General features: G+C 41.5%; 14 protein-coding genes. 4 read left to right on the forward strand and 10 right to left on the reverse strand.

What is annotated here, in order from left to right:
* Positions 1-4: 4 nt before the first annotated feature.
* From AC04Q1_RS02765 to AC04Q1_RS02810, 10 genes are all read right to left on the reverse strand, one after another.
* The gene (locus AC04Q1_RS02765; protein WP_478361592.1) at positions 5-1,189 is read right to left on the reverse strand and encodes an NRAMP family divalent metal transporter; all 1,185 of its coding nucleotides are present in this window, start codon (positions 1,187-1,189) and stop codon (positions 5-7) included.
* Positions 1,186-1,947, reverse strand: a complete 762-nt coding sequence (locus tag AC04Q1_RS02770) for a 5-oxoprolinase subunit PxpA (RefSeq protein WP_478361594.1) — start codon at positions 1,945-1,947, stop codon at positions 1,186-1,188. Before AC04Q1_RS02770 ends, AC04Q1_RS02765 begins: the two co-directional genes overlap by 4 nt.
* Positions 1,944-2,948, reverse strand: a complete 1,005-nt coding sequence (locus AC04Q1_RS02775; protein ID WP_478361596.1) for a 5-oxoprolinase subunit C family protein — start codon at positions 2,946-2,948, stop codon at positions 1,944-1,946. The genes AC04Q1_RS02770 and AC04Q1_RS02775 overlap by 4 nt, the downstream gene beginning before the upstream one ends.
* Positions 2,945-3,712 (reverse strand): 5-oxoprolinase subunit PxpB, encoded by a 768-nt coding sequence (gene pxpB / locus AC04Q1_RS02780; RefSeq protein WP_478361598.1) that lies wholly within the window; start codon positions 3,710-3,712, stop codon positions 2,945-2,947. The genes AC04Q1_RS02775 and pxpB overlap by 4 nt, the downstream gene beginning before the upstream one ends.
* Before the next feature lie 381 nt (positions 3,713-4,093).
* Positions 4,094-5,374: an ATP-binding protein gene (locus AC04Q1_RS02785; protein WP_478361600.1), complete on the reverse strand. Its 1,281-nt coding sequence runs from the start codon at positions 5,372-5,374 to the stop codon at positions 4,094-4,096.
* Between the two features lie 89 nt (positions 5,375-5,463).
* On the reverse strand, positions 5,464-7,080 hold the full coding sequence (locus AC04Q1_RS02790; protein WP_478361602.1) for a Na+/H+ antiporter: 1,617 nt from the start codon (positions 7,078-7,080) through the stop codon (positions 5,464-5,466).
* 141 nt (positions 7,081-7,221) lie between these two features.
* Complete coding sequence (gene cysM / locus AC04Q1_RS02795) at positions 7,222-8,094, reverse strand: cysteine synthase CysM (protein ID WP_478361604.1); 873 nt, start codon at positions 8,092-8,094, stop codon at positions 7,222-7,224.
* Between the two features lie 11 nt (positions 8,095-8,105).
* Positions 8,106-8,918, reverse strand: coding sequence for a serine O-acetyltransferase EpsC (gene epsC / locus AC04Q1_RS02800; protein ID WP_478361606.1), 813 nt, complete (start codon positions 8,916-8,918; stop codon positions 8,106-8,108).
* A 154-nt stretch (positions 8,919-9,072) separates the two neighbouring features.
* Complete coding sequence (locus tag AC04Q1_RS02805) at positions 9,073-9,453, reverse strand: response regulator (protein ID WP_478361608.1); 381 nt, start codon at positions 9,451-9,453, stop codon at positions 9,073-9,075.
* A gap of 435 nt (positions 9,454-9,888) precedes the next feature.
* A complete protein-coding gene (locus AC04Q1_RS02810) occupies positions 9,889-12,495 on the reverse strand; it encodes a DUF7133 domain-containing protein (protein WP_478361610.1) in 2,607 nt (868 codons plus the stop codon).
* A 437-nt stretch (positions 12,496-12,932) separates the two neighbouring features.
* Here AC04Q1_RS02810 and AC04Q1_RS02815 point away from each other — a divergent pair, with 437 nt between their 5' ends.
* The 4 genes from AC04Q1_RS02815 to AC04Q1_RS02830 all read left to right on the forward strand — a co-directional run bounded on the left by AC04Q1_RS02815 (position 12,933) and on the right by AC04Q1_RS02830 (position 16,496).
* Positions 12,933-13,103 (forward strand): hypothetical protein, encoded by a 171-nt coding sequence (locus tag AC04Q1_RS02815; RefSeq protein WP_478361611.1) that lies wholly within the window; start codon positions 12,933-12,935, stop codon positions 13,101-13,103.
* A gap of 360 nt (positions 13,104-13,463) precedes the next feature.
* Entirely contained in the window at positions 13,464-14,555 is a 1,092-nt protein-coding gene (locus tag AC04Q1_RS02820) for a fatty acid desaturase family protein (RefSeq protein ID WP_478361613.1), read from the forward strand.
* 57 nt (positions 14,556-14,612) lie between these two features.
* Positions 14,613-15,848 (forward strand): serine hydrolase domain-containing protein, encoded by a 1,236-nt coding sequence (locus AC04Q1_RS02825; RefSeq protein ID WP_478361614.1) that lies wholly within the window; start codon positions 14,613-14,615, stop codon positions 15,846-15,848.
* Between the two features lie 63 nt (positions 15,849-15,911).
* Entirely contained in the window at positions 15,912-16,496 is a 585-nt protein-coding gene (locus AC04Q1_RS02830; protein WP_478361615.1) for a Crp/Fnr family transcriptional regulator, read from the forward strand.
* Positions 16,497-16,513: the final 17 nt, after the last annotated feature.

Below are 16,513 nucleotides of genomic sequence, written 5' to 3' on the forward strand. Positions count from 1 at the left end.
AAAATTATTCTCCCTTAATCATTTGTAAAATGGTACCGTAACTCATCCAAACCATGGTGAGTACCACAGCCAAACCAGTGAGTGTTAGCCAAAGCGGCTGTTTATAATTCGCAATAATTTTGGTTTTATAAGCAGCAACAAGCATAATCCCCAATGCAATGGGCAAAATAAAACCGTTAATGGCACCTACGGTAAGCAATATTTTGACGGGTTTACCTATCAGGATAAAAATAACGCAGGAGATGGATATAAAAGCAATAATGATTTCTCTATTGTATTTTAATATGGTGGGGTGAAAACTTTTGATAAAAGAAATGGAGGTATAGGCCGAACCTACTACTGAAGAAATACCCGCAGCCCAGATCACCACACCAAAAATTTTATATCCTATTTCACCGCTCGCCAGTTTAAAAACTGAAGCCGCCGGGTTAGCAGGATCTAAAGTTAAGCCTTTACTCACCACACCTAAAGCCGCAATAAACAACAACAAACGCATAATCGAGGCGAGCCCGATCGCACTTAATGCCCCCTTGTTTACCGCGCCTAAATTCTGGATTCCGGTTTGCCGGGCATCCAATAAACGATGGGCACCCGAAAAGGTAATATAACCACCCACCGTACCACCAACAATGGTTAAAACGGCTGTAAAACTAAATTGTGTTGGGTTAACCGCCCTTAAGGCAGCTTCTGCCAGTGGTGGAGAACTGGTATAAGCGATAATCAAAGCCAATACGATTTTGATCAGCCCCATGGTTTTGGCAAAAACATCCATGGCTTTACCAGCCTCCTTGTAAATGAAGATCCCGATGGCCATAATGGCGCTGATTACCGCGCCCTGACCAACACTAATACCAAATAACACGTTTAAACCCAGGCCTGCACCTGCGATGTTACCGATATTAAAAGCCAGGCCACCTAAGAAAACCAGAAAAGAAATGAAGTAACCTAAACCAGGAAATACTTTATTGGCAATATCCTGTGCAGGTTTATCGGCAACGGCGATAATCCGCCAGATATTAAGCTGCGCAATGGCATCCAATATAATGGACAATAAGATCACAAAGGCAAAACTGGCCCCCAATTGCTGGGTGAAAACGGCAGTCTGTGTTAAAAAACCGGGACCAATAGCTGATGAAGCCATTAAAAAAGCGGCACCTAAGAGTACACTCCAGTTGTATTTTGGCTTCATATTGTGGGTGCTTTAATAGAAATCCCTTCCTTGGTTAACCTTTCGGAGATTAATCTGGCAAAAGCCACGGCGTGTTCACCATCACCGTGCAAACAAAGGGTTTCAGCCCTAAGGGAGATGTGATTTCCATTTACACTCTTTACTTCCTGTTTTAGTGCAAAATCTATTACCTGTTTAATGGCTTCTTCTTCACTGTTAATCAATGCATTTTCTGCAGTGCGTGGGGTTAGCAAACCATCATCCTGATACGTTCGGTCGGCAAATACTTCCGATGCCGTTATAATCCCTTTATCTGCTGCCTCACTGATCATCTTGCTTCCTGCAAGCGCATATAAAATCAAACCCGGATCAAAATCGTAAACCGCCTGAACTATGGCTTTAGCTAAATCTGCATCTTTCGCCGCCATATTATACAGCGCGCCATGTGCTTTAACATGGTGTAACTTGCTACCAGCCGCTTTCACAAAGCCGCTTAAGGAACCAATTTGGTACAGCGTAAGCTGGTAGGCCTCGCTTGGTGTAATTTTCATTTCCCTTCTGCCAAAGCCCTGCAAATCGGCCAATCCCGGATGTGCACCAATGGCCACTCCTTTTTTTAGCGCCAAAGCTACCGTTTGCTGCATTACCGCTGCATCTCCGGCATGGAAACCACAGGCAATGTTTGCCGACGAAATATAATCCATCAGTTTTTCATCGTTGGGCATGGCATAGTTTCCAAATGCTTCCCCCATGTCGCAATTCAGATCGATGATCTTCATATATTCATATATTTGAGGCTTATCGCCGTAGTAATCAATGATAAATCATGTTCACGTTCAAGATAAAGTTCTTCTGCCTCATCTCTCGAAATTTCCGAAAAGCGGATCTCACTGCCAGGTTTTAACTGAGCGCATAAAGGCAGGTCGACAGCTGCTACATGCGCTATGCGCGGATAACCGCCGGTTGTCTGGCAATCGGCCATCAATATCACGAGTTCCCCGCTTCCGGTTACCTGGATAATGCCAGGCGTTACCCCAGTGCTGAGCAATTCTTTTTTAACTTTCCTAAGCAAGGCTTTGCCGTTTAAATGATAGCCCATCCGGTTGCTTCTTCTATCAATGGTATAGGTATGGGTTAAAAATGAAATGATGGACGTGGCATCAAACCAATTGATCTCATTTGCCAGCACCACCCTAACGGTGTCTCTTTTTTGAGGGAGTAAACTCTCGCGTGAAATGCGCCAGTTTGGGTAGGTTAATGCGCGTCTTTGCAATTGGTCCAATATCCCCTTCGAAACCTCATTAATATCGTCACTACTGGTTAAAACATCTCCTTTCTGTAAGGCCCTTCCTTCAAAACCGCCAAAACCAGCTATTATATAAGTGCTTTTACTTTCCATTATATCAGGTACTTCCCAACCTCCCGCAACGGAGAGATAAATCCGTACCCCAATGGGATTACTGATCAATTTTATAATGGCACCTGCGGGAAAAAACAAGGGCTTTTCTGCAGGCATCAACTGATCGTGATATAGCAAAAATGCGCCATCGCCAGAATAAGCAAGCAAAACATCTGTTTCAGCTTTAAATGAGGCATTATCATAGGTAAACTCAATGGTAGCCATATGATCTTCATTACCAACAGCTTTATTGGCTAACCGATGGGCCAGCTGATCCATCGCACCCGAAATGGGTACCGCCTGCGACAGATAGCGATACCTGCCCATATCCTGAACGGTAGTTAACAAACCAGGTTTGATAATGCTGATCTTCATGCTCATCGTCCTGAATACGCATTAAATTCTTCAATCCCAATGGCTTTGAAGGAAACAATATCTCCTCCTTTTAATAATGACGGCTGTTTACGGTTTACATCAAACATTTTCAATGGTGTTCTCCCTATAATCTGCCAGCCACCGGGTGTTTCCATTGGGTAAATACCAGTTTGCATGCCCGCTATACCTACCGATCCTGCGGGTATTTTCGCATCGGGAATTTCCTTCCGGGGTGTTGCCAGACTGGGGTCCATCCCACCCATATAAGCGAAACCAGGAACGAAACCGATCATATAAACCGTATATAAAACCGAACTATGCCTTTCAACCACTTCAGTTTCGCTAAGGTTATTCGCCTCTGCCACAGCAAACATATCGGCCCCCATACCACCACCGTAACATACCGGTATCACAAAACGGTTAGATAATGTGTCAGATTGCATTCTTCTGGTTTCTCCTAGCTTTTTGAGGTAAGCAGATACTTTATCAAAACTATAGATGCCGGGAAGATCAGATGCCAGCACCATAAGCGGGTCAAAATATACAGTTAAGGTACAGTAAGCAGGTATGGTGGTAATTAATCCGGAAAAAGGATTTTGTAATAAAAATTGATTAAATGCGGTAATTAAACTCAACAATTCTTCATTGATTACGGCTCCAAATTCAATGGTAACGGATTGTTCACTTAATCCATACATATGTACCGGATAACCCGATGAAAAATACGTCTCATCCTCAGTCATATCAGCAATCTGATCATATTTTAACATAAATTACCTTCATCATTGGAATAGAAACTGTTGTTTAGCTATAAAAATGATTATATAATATCGAATTCGCAAAGGTTTATTAAAATTCATCAACAATTTGATTTAAACGCCTTAAATACCCCCCCTTAGTAGTCAACAGTAAAAATTTAAGATTTCGGCTCATTACCATATATGTAATGCGTTAATCACTGATCATAGGCTCCGAACCAACTCCGTCTCAACCCTTAAGTTCCCGCTACCAACCAATATGAACATTTTTTTTAAAATGCTAACCCGAGATGGTTTTTGAAAATTGAAAAAAACAGCGTTTAATTATCTGATTCAATATTCAACCAAAAGACTTACCGGATTTTTAGTTGCTCACAAACAACAAGTTACCGATTATTGATTAATGCTTTCATTAAGCACTAATGCCGATAGTTCTTCCTGTTCTTCTACCTCCAGTTCGATCATTCCACTGAACATTTCAACTAACTGTGCCTGCTGTCCTGAGCGCAATAACAGATCAATTAACCGCACCAAAGTTTTTTTCTGATCGGTATTTAAGCTGCTGAATAATTTAGGTTCCAGCTCGTACAATGCTTTGATTAAATTAATCAGGGGAGTTTTACGCTGTTGCTGCTCTGTTTCGTTAGCATAGCCAGGAAAGATTCCGTCCTGTTCATAACCTTCAATCAAACGGCTAGCATATTCCTTTAAAAAAGGCTTGCGTTTGCCTTTAAGGTATTCGGTAAGTCCTTTGATCAAAAAACGATACTCGCCAGAAGATTTAGCCGCACCAAATATGGCCACCTGGCCTTCGTTTTCGAAACTTTTAAAATCGAAATCGCGAAAGAAATCACTGTCAATATAAACGCTATGGAAATAATCGTCGCTCTTTTTATTAAGTGTGGTATAATCCTTATAAATCTCTTCCCCACCTGCCAAAAAATAGTATTTGGATAGTTCCTTATGCAGGTTTTCTTTCCAGTGGACGTATTTAATTTTGAACGTAACAGCTGTATCAGGATAGAAAAGTGTAAATTCTTCTATCGTTTTAACATTGCTGCTAAAGTCCAAGGCTTCACCGTTTACAATGATTGAATAGTTTTTGTGTTTATTTAGTTCTATAAACCAGCAAAATTCGTTGATTAAAAATGGAAGCACGGTATCTTCCATCTCTTGCTGGCCGATACGAAGGTTTGCAAAAGAAACCGTTGTGCCTGTTATGCCATCTGCACCCGGTGTTGCCGTAAAATCGTGGGTATAACTGTTTAAACCACCGGTACTGATGTGTATTTCGCCATACTGAAAACCCTGCTCTGCCTGGTAAGTGGTGCGCCAAACGGCATTGTGCGCAAAAGTAAAAAAGGTAAGCCGCCCCACCCCGTTACGTCCGTGCATTTTAGAAGTATGTTTTGGGGCCATAATCTGAAGCGATTTTTCTGACTCAAAAAAGGGATCGAATTTCTGTTGCAAACGGTCGAAATTAATGCCGTAACCATTATCTGCAATATCCAGATTTTCTAAAAGCCCAAGTGCATTGGCGACATAATCAATCCTGATGGTATCGGCATTCGCATCGAAACCATTCCAGATATACTCTGCAATGGCCTGTTTTTCATTGTAGTTTTTCAGGACCTTCTGAATTCCTTTGGAAGTGATGTTAACCTTTACCGACATGTTACTAAATTAATTAGCAAATATATCAATATATTCAACCATCAAAATAATTTCCTGCCGCAAAGTTTTAAACACCCACCGCTTTCCTATTATTCATCCCGCTGACTAAAATGCCGGCGTAGCTTTTCCTCTTCCAGATCGAGCAACTCCAATTGTTCCCTAATCAGCTCATCGTTAATCTGTTCCTTTTTATTCAAGCCTTTAAGTAAGGTCCGCTGTTCTGCCATGATATCTTCGAGCGCGATGCGGTAATCGTGGTAAAAACCTTCGGCCCTTAAAGGATTGTCTTCCTTCTCCCAATCCCTCAGCAACTCCATTTCGGCCTCCACACGGATTTTGATCGACCTGATCATATCGTTATGTGCTAAGGCATCACGGTATTTTTCGTCGAGGATTTTAAGCGATAACATGGAAAGTTTTTTCCGCACCATCTGCTTCTGCTGTTCAAAGGAAACCGTATAATCAGGGTCGGGCATATCTACCCATTTAATGAGTGCAGGTAAGGTTAAGCCCTGTAAAACCAGCGTTACCAATATCACACTGAAGGTAATAAACAAGATGAGGTTGCGCTGAGGGAAGGCTTCGCCCGATTTTAAAGCTACAGGAATAGAAAGGGCTGCCGCAAGTGAAACCACTCCCCGCATACCTGCCCAGCCAAAGAGCAATGGTGCTTTCCAGCCCGGATTCGGATCGGCTGTTGTAATGTACCGGCTAATAAAACGCGTAAAATACAAGGCACCATAAGTACTGGCCAGGCGCCCTAAAATTAACACTAAACAAATAATGGCACTATAACGGATGGCAGGCAAAAGGCCATCTTGCCCCAAACCATTGATGATCACCGGAAACTCCAGGCCAATTAACAGGAAAACAAAACCATTGAGCACAAAAGCCACGGCCTCCCATACATTAATCCCCTGCAAACGGCTTCGATGCGTAAGAATCTGATCCCGGCGGGCAGAGAGAAACAAACCGCCGCTCACCACGGCCAATACGCCAGAAAAATGAAACTCTTCTGCCGTCATGTACATCACATAGGGCGTTAAAAAAGTTAGGATAATATCAATATTAGTGGTGGTAGGCAGCCATCGGTGTAAGGCATAAAAAACCAAAGCAACCGCAATACCGATCAAAATGCCCATGACAATAACCACAACAAAATTCCCTGCAGCTTTACCGAATACAAAACTTCCCGTCATTACCGCAGCCAATGCGAACCTAAATACCACCAAACTGGACGCATCATTTAATAAACTTTCGCCCTCCAGAATAGTGGTAAGTCTTTTAGGCACCTTCACATTTTTAAGTATGGCTGTAGCCGATACTGCATCGGGTGGAGAAATGATTCCGCCCAACAAAAAGCCCAGTGCCAGGGTAAAACCAGGGATTAAACTTCTGGAAACAAAAGCCACAACGGTTGAGGTAAAAATAACGATGGGAAAAGCAAAACTGCTGATTACCCTGCGCCATTTCCAAAAATCCTTCCATGAGGTATTCCAGGCGGCTTCGTAAAGCAATGGCGGTAAAAAAATTACGAATATAAGTTCAGGCTCAATCTCAATATCCTGAAGAATAGGTAAAAAACTTAAGGCTAAGCCTGCAATAACCAACAATATGGGATAAGCTACACGGATTTTTTGTGCCAGCATCACCACAAAAAGGATAACAGCAAGCAAAAAAGCGTATTGTATGATGAGTTGATGCATAGAAATTTCAGAGTCGCTTCTAAAATACAAATTTTAAGCGAATGTCAAATCACAATGAATATGCCATATATGTCGCTTTTGAAATCAGAATACATCATTCTCCCCATTCTTTTCGTGCAAGAAAAAAACTAGGGTTGATCACTAACCAAAAAGATCGCTGCTTAGGTAGCGGTCTCCCCGATCGCAGGCAATAAACACAATAGTTCCACTATCTAGTTCACCCGCCAGTTTTAAAGCGGCAGCACAGGCACCGCCAGAGCTCATCCCCGCAAATAATCCTTCTTCCTTAGCCATCCTCCGCGACATGCTTGTTGCTTCTTCCTGTGCAATATCCATTACGCGATCTACACGTTCCGGCTCGAATATTTTAGGCAAATACGCTACCGGCCAACGCCTTATTCCTGGTATTGACGAACCCTCTGTTGGCTGACAGCCAACAATCTGAATATCATTGTTTTTTTCTTTAAAAAACCTTGAACAGCCCATAATGGTTCCTGTTGTACCCATTGAGCTTACAAAATGCGTAATTTCTCCATCGGTATCTTTCCATATTTCCGGTCCTGTGGTTTTATAATGTGCCAGGTAATTATCCGGATTGGCAAATTGGTTCAGGAGGAAATGTCCCGTGGTAGCGCCCTTTTCTTCTGCGTAATCCCTGCAGTCTTCAATGCTTTCCAATAAGGTTACCTTGGCACCAAAGGCTTCCATAGTTACCTTGCGTTCGCGTGTAGAATTGGCTGGCATCACCAGTTCAATATCAAGGCTGTATAAACTTGCAATCATCGCCAGTGCAATACCAGTGTTACCGCTAGTGGCTTCAATCAGTTTCGTACCGGGAGTGATTTCGCCGCGCTCTATCGCAGTTCTGATCATATTGAGTGATGCCCTGTCTTTAACGCTTCCTCCCGGGTTATTGCCTTCTAATTTTGCAAATATCCTTACCCCTGGATTGGAATTCAGCTTTTGTAGCTCGGCCATTGGCGTATTTCCGATCAGATCGATTATTCCTGCCATATTATAATATATTAAATGGTTTCTTTATGGTTTCTTATGGTAATGATTGGCGAATGGTAAGCTGTTGAAAAAGCGGGGATACTCTCGGTAAGCCATACATTCCCTCCGATAATGCTGTCGTGCCCGATAATGGTTTCACCGCCCAATATGGTTGCACCTGAGTAAATCACTACCCGATCTTCTACCGTGGGATGGCGTTTACTGCCGGCGTGTGTCTTTTTAACACTCAAAGCGCCCAATGTTACGCCTTGATATAACTTTACGTAACGGCCGATTGTACTCGTTTCGCCGATTACGATCCCGGTACCATGGTCGATATGAAAATATTCGCCAATACTGGCTGCCGGGTGGATATCAATACCTGTTTTAGAGTGCGCATACTCGGTAAGGATCCTCGGAACCAGTGGAATCCCGAAGTTGTAAAGCATGTGGGCAATCCGATAAAAACAGATGGCATAAAAACCCGGATAAGTCCGGATAACCTCGAACCTGCTCTGTGCTGCCGGATCACCCTCGTAAATGGCCACGATATCGGTATTTAAAACCCGGTAAAGTTCTGGCAAGGCCGCAAAAAACTGACCTGCTGCATCTTTACATTCACTGTTTTTTAGCTTGCAACTTCCTGATATAATATCATAAAGCTCCAGCTCCAAAACGGAGACATACTCCTTTATTTCCTGAACATCCGAAAATACCTTAGCTGCATTTTCAGGAAAAAGCACCTGAATTAATCTTTCAGCCCAAAGGGATATCACTTCATTCGGTGGAATATTTGGTTGTTGTTGGGGGTTTTTAAAAATCTGTTCAAAAAAATGGTCTTCCATAACTGGTGGTCATACCTGTTCGATCTGCTCATCTACCAGGTATATAGATTTAATCGCTAAATGTAAGTTTTGTTTTTTTAAACCAAAACAAATCCCACAGTTTTTATGATAAAAATTGCCCGCTGACAACAATAAGAACAGAATGGTTTTTGAATTATCCACCAATATGCTGCACAGAAACAGCAATGTGTTTACGGAGTATTTTATAGAGAATATGTAAATCAAATGGTTTTCTGATATAATCGTCGAATCCATGAAGGTCGTAAGCCAAATGAATGTTTGAATTACAGCTCAGTGCCAATACGGGAAGACATGGATATTTATTCTTGATCTCCTGGCAAACGCGTGCCGATTCCGCATCATCAAGCCTGTAATCTAAAATAATTACGTGTGGTCTGAAATCATCGATCATTTTCATAAAACCGGGATCGAAGCCCAGGGTGCCCAGTGCAATAAAGCCATCCTCTTCCAATGCAATTTTAAGGACTTCTAAAATCTCCTTATCGGTTTCCTCAATCAAGATCCTCTCCATCATGGTGGTTTTAAGCGTTATGTACAAGATACCTTTTTAAAGTCCAAAAGCGGCAACAATTCCAGCTATTAAACTCATATTGCGTACTAATACGCAATATGAACGGGTAGTGTAGCATATTACCAACGCTTTCCACTCCTATTAGGAATAAGAATTAATTGTTTTCTAAAACCCTGATGCAAAACACAATGTTACCTCTACATGTTGATTACGGGAGAAACAAGCACAAAGGATTTGGATAGTATCTATATCGGTGAAAGAATCACCTTTGAAGAAAGATCTGGTTTAGTGTATCGCATTGCGATCTTCAAATCAGTAAGTGTTTTTAGCTATGTATTTCAGCTGGATAACGGGAAGTTGATTATCATCCGCAGGAATTGGTACAAATAAAAAATTGGTATTTCCGGTTTGATTAGCCAACCGGAAATACCATGTTATTTATTTTTTCTGTTCGGATAAGAAAGTAACCAATGAGGCCAATTCTTCATACGACAATGAATTCGCTAATCCCTCTGGCATCATTGAGTTTTCCATTTCTTTTCTTGTCAGGATATCACCTGCTTTAATCGTAAAAACCTCTCCGGCAATATTGCGTAATACCACCTTTGCAGCTGTTTCTTCTGTAATAAAACCCATATAGGTACGGTCGCCTTTGGCGGTAATCAATACCGAAGCAAAACCCTGTGAAATAGAGGCACTCGGTTTCAATATCGATTCGGCAATCTGCTCACGGTTCATGATCGAACCAATCTGCCCCATAAACGGGCCTTTCATTTTTTCACCCCTGCTTAAGCTGTGGCAGGTAATACAACCCTGGTTATTAAAGATATTTCTGCCTTTTAACGGGTTGCCTTGTAATTTATTAATCGCCAACAGCACATCTTCGATGGATGATTTACCCACCTGGCCTTTTTGGTTTTTAATTTTCTCTAAGTCAATTTTAGGCTCCTCTGTTGCAGCCACTCTTTCTTCTTCTGCAAATTCAGGGATATCCATCCGTTGGCGTGCATTGAGGTCAACATAAAACTGTTTTCCCTGTGCACCTGCTTTTACAGCTTCTTCTTTTAAAAATTTCTCGATGACAGGAGATCCTTCCCACGAAACTGCTTTAAAATACGGACCATGAGAATCAGGACGTGTACCCCACCACCAGGAAGCATCATAAGCGATTTCTTTCTTATATAAACGGCCTAAAGTAACCAGGATCTGTTCCTTTAATTTTGCGTCTTTCGATTGGTTATAACTTTCTATTAAGCCATTAACCGCTTTTTCGCTGTGGATATAACGTAATGCCCAAAGTGCAAGGGTAGCATTTTCAGTTTTAACAGCGGCAAGCAAAGCGTCTACAGCGTTAAGGTCTACCAAAGCACGTACAGCAAGATGCGGCAAAATAATGGCCGCATTTGGTGTTGCATGTGGGCCTTCTGTACCTTTTGCAGGTGCGGTGAAAGAAGCCGGCACTTTAGTTTGCAAAAGTACATTGGCCACTTCAGCCCTGCCCAATCGGTTTAAACCGATGATCGAAGCAGCCTGCACACGTAGTGATGAATCTTTAAGACCTGTCAAAAATGGCTCAACAGGAACTTTATCAATGTAAGTTTTACGATCGGCAAGTGCTTTTAGTGCAAATTCTCTCAAGGTTTTATCTTTCGTAAAGTCGACCAATGTAGCGATACCATTTTCTTTGGTCAGTTGTGCGTAAGTATACATCCCGGCCACACGCACATCAAGGGCTAAACTTTGGTCGGAAGTAATTTTTAAAGCCGCTGCAATAGCCTGTTTATTGTTGCGCAAAACCAATTCCTGCGAAGCAGTGAGACGGGCTACAGCACTATTTGATTTAATCAGTTCCGTTAATTTTTTAATCGAAGCTTTTTTAACATCTGGAAAAGCCCTGTAAGTCCAGTTGTTTGGTACTGCACGAACAATATATCCTTTATCCGGACTTCCTGAATATCCGGCGCCATCCCATGCAGAAAGATACAATCTTCCTGAGCCATCAACGTCCAAATCGGTAATCTGAGGCAGTTTGATAAACTCTTCGTCTTTTTGGGTGAAAGTTGGTCCATCAGGGCTAACGCGATGGATGTAAAGCATGCTTCTTCCCCAATCGGCCATCATTGGCACATGGTTAAATTGTTCAGGCCAGTTCGGCTCATCCATAAATAATGCGCCTGTACCCGATCCCCCACCTAAATCGGCCAGTGCAGGGATAATTTCATCTGTAAAATTCTGAAATAATACCGGATAACCATATTCACCGGATTGTATGTGGTGCGAGAAACGAACGTTCCAACCGCCACCATCATTGGTATTTTCGCGGGTAAAAACATTCATATACGGATCGATGGCCACATCATACACATTACGTGTACCGTGTGTAAATACTTCCATCTCAGTTCCATCAGGACGTACACGCAAAATACCTCCGCCAAGCATCGTTAGTTTTTTGCCTGAGCGGTCTACTGCATCATGGAAACCGAAGTCTCCAACAGAAATGTAAATCCATCCATCAATCCCCATTCTGATCCCATTAGTGGCATGGTCGGTACCACGCTCACGGATATATTTGGCGTTACTGATGTGCTCGATCAATGGTTTTTCTGGGCCATCGGCTCTTCCATCGCCGTCTTTGTCTTCAAAAACGACTAAGTTCATGCCTGTAGCCTGTTTCGTTTCTTTCGAAAAGGTGGTGTGTAGAACAAATACTTGATTTCCCTGTACAATAATGCCCCTGGGATTATCCACTTCAGCAAAATCTACATGTTGATCCATTTTACCATCATTATCCTTATCAATTAATTTAAGGATATGGCCTTTACCAGGATCTTTACCTAAAGAGCCGATCATATCAACCCCAACATAAACCTCTCCTGTTGGGGCAACGGCCAAACACGCCGGACTAGGCGTAACATCGGGCCCTGCAAAATTGGTAATGGTTAATTCGGGAGGAGATACGTGTGGTACTTTCGGTTCGCTAAAAAGGCCTTTTAGTCCAAAAAAAACGAGTGTAAAAGAAATTAAGCTTAAAGAAAATTTAATCATTTGTGTGTGTTATTATTTTCTGGTTAGTTGTCGGGTAAACTTACAAAAAAATATAAATTCTCCTATGCCACAATTTTGTGCTGTTTTATGCGCTTCTTAACCGATTATAACTATTTATTGGTTTCTTAACTGTTTAACTACAATAATTTGGGCCCATTTTAAAGTAAAGTCACTTAACATACGTCTTCCAGAACAAAGATGCCTTGAATTAATACGATTGTTTACCGAACATATAATCTGCATCTAAATAGAATATAAAACCCCTGTTATTATTCATATAACTCAGTAAAACACATATAAATGAACAAAAAACACCTTACAAATAAATTAATTATCCGTTTTCATCATATTCTGGTCAATTATTTTCTAAAACAATTGGTTAGAAGGAGATATTTTATTATATTTACTAAATCCAACATTCATTAAATCAGTACGTTATGAAAAATATTCTTTATTTCTTCCTGACTGCCCTGATCTCCTCCATTGCGCTATTGGTTACACAGGATGCATTTGATCCTGAACTGGTTTATAGCACCGTAATATTAATATGGATTCTGTACATCTGGTACCATATTTATGCTGCTGATAAGAGGAACTACAGTGAGTAGTCTTTTTTAAAAATTATAACGTTTCCGGTGGCGTAACCACCTGGGCTGTAATATAATGCCATAAGCTTTCAACTCCACACCACTTCCCCCCTGTGAAGCCTAGTTGAAATATTTTTCAAACCAGGCTTGCCATCTATCATTTTTTTTTCTTGAACACAAGCTATTAAACTGTTAAAAATGGTTATTATAATTTAACATTTACCATAGGTGCATCAGCAATTAAAGTTGTTATCTTCGTCAAAAACTAAACCGGTTGGATTTACGTTTATATTACAAACCGGGCAATAGCCCTGATAAACAAAAAGCTTAATGAACTTGGAGTATCGCCCTTGTACATAGGGTAGATAAGAGCACAAGATCATGAAATTAAAAGCAAAATTCCCCTGTTTGCCGGGGAACACCTTTTACGCTGAGGTTCGCCGCAGGGTAAACAACGACTTTAAAGAAAACAATAGAAGTACCAATGCTAATGTACTGATGTGGTTCAAAGCCTGTCTTTTCCTGACCATATTTCTGACACTTTACCTTAGCATATTGCTTTTACCCATCCAACCCGCCATACTTTTAGGCTTAACCATTTTACTGGGCACCACCTGTGCATTTATTGGTTTTAATATCTGCCACGATGCCATTCATGGTTCTTTTTCGAGTTCTAAACGCATCAATTCATTTTTCAGTTTTCTATTCCATATGGTGGGTGCCAATCCTTATGTTTGGAACATTACCCATAATGTGGTACACCATACCTATACCAATATTCCGGGGCACGATGAAGATATTGAAGTGGCTCCAGGACTGATCCGCATCTGTACAGAAGATGAGTTAAAGCCACACCAGCGCTTTCAGCAATGGTATGCCTTCCCATTATATAGCCTGGCATCCCTTTCGTGGGTGTTCCGTAAAGATTATAAAAAATTCTTTCAGAAAAGCGTTGGTGCCTGTCAGAATAAACATCCAAAAATCGAATACTTTAACCTGTTTTTTTATAAGTTCCTGTATTATTTCATTTTTATTGGTTTGCCTATATTGATCATGCCGCTTGCCTGGTGGCAGATCGCGATTGGTTTTGTGATATTACACATGGCCCAGGGTTTAACCATGGGCCTGGTTTTCCAACTGGCTCACGTGGTAGAAGGTACTACTTTCCCATTAACCAACGAAGAGGGTAATATGGAAGAGGCCTGGGCAGAACATCAGATGCGTACCACGGCTAACTTCGCTACCCAATCTCCAATTTCAGCCTTCTTTTTAGGTGGATTAAACCGACAGATTGAACACCATCTTTTCCCAAAAATCTGCCATGTGCATTATGGAAGAATTTCGGCTATTGTAAAACAAACTGCTTTGGAATTTGGCCTGCCTTATCACGAAAACAGTACTTTCCTATCGGCGCTCCGCTCCCATTATCGCATTCTGAAGCGGATGGGAAAACCTGAAGTATTAAGTCGTTAACTTTTTCTTTGGCGTAACAAACTTACTCTGGCACAGTCATATAGAAAAAAAAATGCCATGAGAAAGTTATTTCAATACCTTATCCTAAAAAAGCCTGGTCTTGCTATCCAGCTTTTTTCTATTTTACTCGTGATGTTGGGCTGTTCATCGTCTGTTATGGCACAACAGGTAAAAAGAATTGATGGTACCATGATCAGCACCGATTCGCTGAACCATTACCTGCCTAAATTAATGGAGAAAGCCAAAGTTACGGGTTTAGGCATCGCCATATTCAATCAGAACAAAGTGGTATATCAACATACTTTTGGATATGCTGACGGCGTAAAGAAAACCGCATTAAAAGCAACCGCTAATTTCTACGGAGCATCTTTAAGTAAGTGCATATTTACCATGATGGTAATGAAATTGGTGGAGGAGGGAAAATTGGATCTGGACAAACCGCTACAGCAATATTTACCAAAACCCATTTACGAATACAACAAACAAACCAGGTGGCATGACGATTATAGCAGCCTGAAAAATGATTCGCTATATCAAAAAATAACTGCCCGGATGTGTCTCGATCATACTACAGGCTTCCCTAACTGGCGATGGGATGTTGCCGATCAGAAACTCAAGGTACTGAGAGAACCAGGTTCTCGCTACAGCTATTCGGGCGAAGGCATGGTATATCTGCAGGTGGTACTCGAAAAAATGACTGGGAAATCTTTGGAGCAAATGGCTGATGAAATGATTTTCGGCCCATTACACATGAAGAACTCCGCTTATACTTTTCTTCCTGCTTTTGAGAAAGATTATATCCTTGGACACGATGCTAAAGGTAAACCCTACGAAAAGGACAAGGATAACGAAGCCCGTTCGCCCAGTACACTCGAAACCACTTTTGATGATATGACACTTTTTGTAGCAGGCCTGATGCAGAAGAAAGTAATCAATAGCCGCTCCACAGATGAAATCTTTAGCCCACAGATCCGGATACGTTCGGTTGAACAGATGGGACCCCTATCGCGGAAAGATACCAGTGCATATGATCACCTCTCATTGAGTTATGGTCTGGGATTCGGTTTATTAAAATCTCCTTATGGCTGGGGCGCCTTTAAAGAAGGTCATGGCGATGGCTTTCAACATTATATGATCCTCTTTCCCAAACAAAAAACTGGTGTATTGATCATGACAAATAGTGATAACGGAGAAAGTATTTTTAAAGAATTATTGGCACTCAGCATCGCGGATCAATATACACCCTGGAAATGGCAAAGATATTATCCATACGATACTACCTCAACAAAATAACCGATTCCAGATACGGATGAATATAACGGAGTTTAATTTATATTTGTGCAGACCCCGTTCAGTATGACCAAAGAAAAGCTGATTAAGTTTATCAATCAGAACGATTCCGTTTCACCAATCATCTATCAGCAGATTGCTGAACACTTTGTTTATAAAAAATTAGCGAAAGGTGAATTTCAGCTTTCAGCTGGGCAAGTATGCGACGAGTATTTATTCCTGGAGCATGGCTACCTCCGCGCGTTTGTGCATGATACTGAAGGCAACGAAGTGACCACAAATTTTTATGAGCCCGGCCAGATGGTGTTTGAGGTCTCCTCTTTTTTTAAAAGGGCTAAATCTAAAGAGCATATACATGCCTTGAGCGAATGCGAAGGCTGGTATATTACTTTCGCACAGCTCAATGCTCTTTTCCATAGCATCCCCGAGTTCAGGGATTTTGGAAGATTGATACTCGTACAAGGTTTTGCCGGACTTAAGAGCAGAATGTTATCCATGATTACCGAAACCGCTGAACAGCGGTATGCTGAATTACTGAAATCCAGTCCTGATATTTTTCAGCAGGCGCCATTAAAAAACATTGCCTCCTTTCTGGGTATCACCGACACATCATTAAGCAGGATTAGAAAAGAATTCGCTAAAAAGAATTAAAGCGTATTTCTTGCCAA

The sequence above is a fragment of the Pedobacter humicola genome, from assembly GCF_056490705.1.

Bases quoted from the DNA above. Each gene is read 5' to 3' on its own strand.
- AC04Q1_RS02775 (WP_478361596.1), bottom strand. From the start codon at position 2,948: ATGAGCATGAAGATCAGCATTATCAAACCTGGTTTGTTAACTACCGTT.
- epsC (WP_478361606.1), bottom strand. From the start codon at position 8,918: ATGGAAGACCATTTTTTTGAACAGATTTTTAAAAACCCCCAACAACAA.
- AC04Q1_RS02830 (WP_478361615.1), top strand. From the start codon at position 15,912: ATGACCAAAGAAAAGCTGATTAAGTTTATCAATCAGAACGATTCCGTT.
- pxpB (WP_478361598.1), bottom strand. From the start codon at position 3,712: ATGTTAAAATATGATCAGATTGCTGATATGACTGAGGATGAGACGTAT.
- AC04Q1_RS02765 (WP_478361592.1), bottom strand. From the start codon at position 1,189: ATGAAGCCAAAATACAACTGGAGTGTACTCTTAGGTGCCGCTTTTTTA.
- AC04Q1_RS02820 (WP_478361613.1), top strand. From the start codon at position 13,464: ATGAAATTAAAAGCAAAATTCCCCTGTTTGCCGGGGAACACCTTTTAC.
- AC04Q1_RS02810 (WP_478361610.1), bottom strand. From the start codon at position 12,495: ATGATTAAATTTTCTTTAAGCTTAATTTCTTTTACACTCGTTTTTTTT.
- AC04Q1_RS02790 (WP_478361602.1), bottom strand. From the start codon at position 7,080: ATGCATCAACTCATCATACAATACGCTTTTTTGCTTGCTGTTATCCTT.
- AC04Q1_RS02785 (WP_478361600.1), bottom strand. From the start codon at position 5,374: ATGTCGGTAAAGGTTAACATCACTTCCAAAGGAATTCAGAAGGTCCTG.
- AC04Q1_RS02815 (WP_478361611.1), top strand. From the start codon at position 12,933: ATGAAAAATATTCTTTATTTCTTCCTGACTGCCCTGATCTCCTCCATT.
- cysM (WP_478361604.1), bottom strand. From the start codon at position 8,094: ATGGCAGGAATAATCGATCTGATCGGAAATACGCCAATGGCCGAGCTA.
- AC04Q1_RS02825 (WP_478361614.1), top strand. From the start codon at position 14,613: ATGAGAAAGTTATTTCAATACCTTATCCTAAAAAAGCCTGGTCTTGCT.
- AC04Q1_RS02805 (WP_478361608.1), bottom strand. From the start codon at position 9,453: ATGATGGAGAGGATCTTGATTGAGGAAACCGATAAGGAGATTTTAGAA.
- AC04Q1_RS02770 (WP_478361594.1), bottom strand. From the start codon at position 1,947: ATGAAGATCATCGATCTGAATTGCGACATGGGGGAAGCATTTGGAAAC.